The organism is Lyngbya confervoides BDU141951, from assembly GCF_000817775.3.
GTDB classification, from domain to species: Bacteria; Cyanobacteriota; Cyanobacteriia; order Thermosynechococcales; family Thermosynechococcaceae; genus Lyngbya; species Lyngbya confervoides.
The window spans coordinates 1-3,711 of the sequence record NZ_JTHE03000055.1; the positions used below are offsets into that span (position 1 = coordinate 1).

The following is a 3,711-nucleotide window of genomic DNA, read 5'->3' on the forward strand; positions in this document are numbered from 1 at the left end:
TTCAATTTTCAAAGGCAATGAACAGCGATCGCGCCTCTATGCTAATTTAGTATCTGATAACTACGGGATGTAGCGCAGCTTGGTAGCGCACTTCGTTCGGGACGAAGGGGCCGGAGGTTCGAATCCTCTCATCCCGATTCTTTCAAAGTTGTCGAGTAACATATTATTTGTCATCGATAACACATTCGTGTCATCGTAACTATTTCGCTGTCGTCCATCACACATTCGTGTCGTTTAGTTGCTAGATGCGACTGATCACACAATATTGTCGTCGATCGAGTTTGCATCTAAAAAAGCACTTATCAAGACTAAGCTGCCCTTTCCCGAACGAAGTGCGCCTTTCAATCCACCTGCTTGATATGTTAACGCCGATATTGAATCAAGTACAAATATTCTAAGATTTCATCTGTATCGCTCTGATGAAACAAGTTGGTCGTAATCAGGCAGGCCCTAGCGATTTCAATCTGCCCTGCCCTGAAATGCTTTTGGCGACCTGCATAGCGATCCTTTTTTCGATTATTTCACTAGACTTTCAACCCGCCCTGCCCTGAAATGCTTTTGGCGACCTCATGTTCTCGATCGTGCCCGGAATAGTCGCTACTTTCAACCCGCCCTGCCCTGAAATGCTTTTGGCGACCCTTGCCATCGGAAAGGCATACCCCACAAGCTTTTCAGGCTAAATTTGGCAAAGCTCAATCTAACTCTACAGAAAAATTCTAGGGAGCTAGCAATTTGAACGAAACAACTCGTTCAAACTTGTGTGGATAAAGAGCTTTAGAACTTTGGCAAACCTCCTAGGGATCTTGACCTCGCTTAGGTTTGCCAATTTTAAGTTTTGGGTGGATTCCTCCTTGCTCGGAGGTGAACTTGATAACCATCACTCCAGAACCCGTGCCCTCTTGCTGCGTGCGCTCACAACTTCGGGGATGGATAGTCATCTGGGCCAGAAAGCAGGACGGTGTTCAGACCGTCAAACTAGCCTTTTTTCTGAGCACAGAGGCCACTGACGGCATGAGCTTAGGCGCTAGGTATATTTTAGTAGTACGTGCGAACTTGTCAAGCTCTTTGAGCGACTTTCCGTGACTCGTAAGCAGAGATCGCTAAGTTTCTTGCTTTTTCTTGAGGGGTTCCTTGCAATGACTGACGGGTCGATTCAGTCTCAAGGCCGTGGAGAGAAGCTTTGGTCGTGACCTTCTGAGCTAAACGGCCATAGCTCCAGCGATGGACGCTGGCTCGAAACTTGGCTGCATATTCGTCTTGCTTCTCCTTGAGACCAGGAATTTTACGTTCAGCTTTAGCCTGGATTTCTGCATGGATGATTTCGCGGATATTCCCTAGCTCAGGGAGCACAATGCTGCTGGCTCCATATTCTGCGGCAGTTTCTAGGATGGCTTTGGCAATTAACGAGTCTAAATGCTCTCCTAGTCCACCTTCGGAGATTCTATTCTCAGCGCTTTCTACCTGGTTTTGGTGTCGTTGGTGAGCACACTGTTGCTGCTTCAGTCTGTGTTTGGTGAAGAGTTTATAGTTTTGGCCTAGTAGTTGACGAATGCTGCGATAGGTTATTGCCTTATCTGTCACGATATCCACGATCGCTAATGTAGCTGGCTTCTCTAGTCCAAAGCTGACGGCTGCAATTATGGATGGCTTGCCTTGGTAGAGGGGCTTGCTGGGGCGAGGAAACGGGTTATGCAACAACTCAAGGGTTTTCTCTCGCTTGGTAATGAAATCTTGTTGCTTCTGATTGAGGTTGCCTTTGGCCTTCGTTCCGGCAATGACTTTGGCAATGCTGGTCGCTTTTTCTTGACGGACTTGTTCAGTGCCTTCTGCAGTCCAAAGTCGAGTGTCAACGCTGCATTGTAGAGTTAATTGGTTTGCCATCCAAGGGTCACTCCTACTGGCATCTGATGAATAAGGCTTCCATACGAGGCGTCCTGACCTCAGGGTAAAGAGTCCAGCAGAACGTTCTCCCTGGTTCTCTTTTTTGATTTGTTGATCTTCTAAAAAGCGATTGAACCAATAGAGTTGTCGCTGGCCGCAGTAAACCTCGAAGGTATGCTCACTAAGGCCGTTGAAGCTGACACACAGTCGTCCTTTGCCATTGAGAAACCACTTGAGGTCTTCGTTTGTTTCATAAGCTACAGGAAAAGGGAACTTAGCAGCATCAGTAAGTAGCCGAGATTGCCAGATAGCAGCTTCGTCTTCATCTTTGGGAACTTGCCTGGTCGCGATCTCCAGTACCTGTAGCCACTGCTCATTAGTTAAATCTCGACCTTTAGGCAACCGAGTCTTGATCAATTGTTCATTGAGACGTTCTGCGCGAATCTCGGCCTCGCGGCGGCGATGTCGAAATTTCTTTGGATCTTCTGGTTTGTCTGGTACCTGACACTTGTGTTTGAGTAGATAAGCGATCACACATTTTTTAGCTATATCTTCGGTTTCTCGATAAAGCTCCCAAAGGGCTTGGTAAAGCGTTGGGTCTTTGGCCGATTTGCCCTTGGGCTTACCTTTGGCTTTTTTCGAGCGATTCTTAGAGGTCTTGTTTTTTGAACCCAGAATATTTAGAAGTTGGCTGGCTTCTGCTTGGAGGGCAGAGAGATCAAGGCCGGATACTTCCATTAAGGTTTCATCACTTTGGAGCACCTCCAGCCATCGGTTTTGCCCTGCTAATTGATTTCTGAGACGGCGGCGGAGAGCTAGCCAAGATTTATAGATTCGCTTTACTTCCTCGCGGCCAGCGTAATACCAGCGGCCAGGCATTCCTTGAAACCGTGACTCGGTTTTTAGGGTCTTGCGGTAGTCCTCAAATACACTGGCAGGAATCTTGCCTGATTGGCGCCATTGCTCAAAATTGTCGTCTTCCCTAATCTGCCTCAGGATCTCGTTGACAAATGGCGTGTAGATATCAGCCATTAGGTGCCAGAGGTACTGGCGAGTGGCTTCTGAAGCAACGAGACGGCACTGAATCGTGATCTTACTCATGACAAACTTAATAGAAAGAGCGCAAATATAATTCATCTGTACCATTTTAACTGGTTTATTTGTATTGCTGATGTCCTTTTGATGGAAGTTTGTATTGCGCTGAGTCGCTCAATTTAGTGAGTCTGGAAATGACGCCTCAAAAGTTAGGCAAGTATTTGACGCTGGAGGAGTTTTGCACCTGCACGCAGACGTACAGCAAGTATGCTGACCAAATTGATCCCTATCCAAATAACTGGGATGAGACGGTTCCAGCAATAGAGGCGTTGTGCCTGTACATCATCGATCCGGTGATTGAGGCGTTTGGCCGTGAGCGCTTTCAGCTCACCTATGGGTTTTGCTCTACAGATTTGAAACGATGGCTAGCGAAAAAGGATCCGTTAACAGGTCTGAAGAACGGCAAAGTCAGTCCGAATCTGGATCAGCACATGGCCCATGAGGTGAACCGGAATGGGAATTACTACTGCTCGCGGTTGGGGGCGGCGTGTGATTTTAGAGTTGTGGATTTGCCAAGTGATGAGTTGGTGGCTTGGATTGTGGCACAGGGATTGTCGTTTGACTCACTATATTTTTATGGGGCAGAGCGACCAATTCATGTGAGTTATGGGCCGCAGCATAAAAGCGATATGTGGACGTTTACTGACAGAGGTACCCCCACCCGTAAAGGCATCGAACATTGGCAAGATCGTCTGAAGGAAGTCTAATTGCTGTTCTGCATTAGCAAAAACTAGC

Annotated in this window: 2 protein-coding genes and 1 tRNA gene; 2 read left to right on the forward strand and 1 reads right to left on the reverse strand. The window is 47.2% G+C overall.

Annotated features, from left to right (window positions below; genetic code table 11):
- Positions 1 to 63 precede the first annotated feature (63 nt).
- A tRNA-Pro gene (locus tag QQ91_RS09740) sits at positions 64 to 137 on the forward strand.
- Between the two features lie 919 nt (positions 138 to 1,056).
- Here QQ91_RS09740 and cas12k read toward each other — a convergent pair.
- Positions 1,057 to 2,982, reverse strand: a complete 1,926-nt coding sequence (cas12k, locus tag QQ91_RS09745; RefSeq protein WP_039730330.1) for a type V CRISPR-associated protein Cas12k — start codon at positions 2,980 to 2,982, stop codon at positions 1,057 to 1,059.
- A 128-nt stretch (positions 2,983 to 3,110) separates the two neighbouring features.
- Here cas12k and QQ91_RS09750 point away from each other — a divergent pair, with 128 nt between their 5' ends.
- Positions 3,111 to 3,683, forward strand: coding sequence for a hypothetical protein (locus QQ91_RS09750; RefSeq protein WP_039728671.1), 573 nt, complete (start codon positions 3,111 to 3,113; stop codon positions 3,681 to 3,683).
- Positions 3,684 to 3,711: the final 28 nt, after the last annotated feature.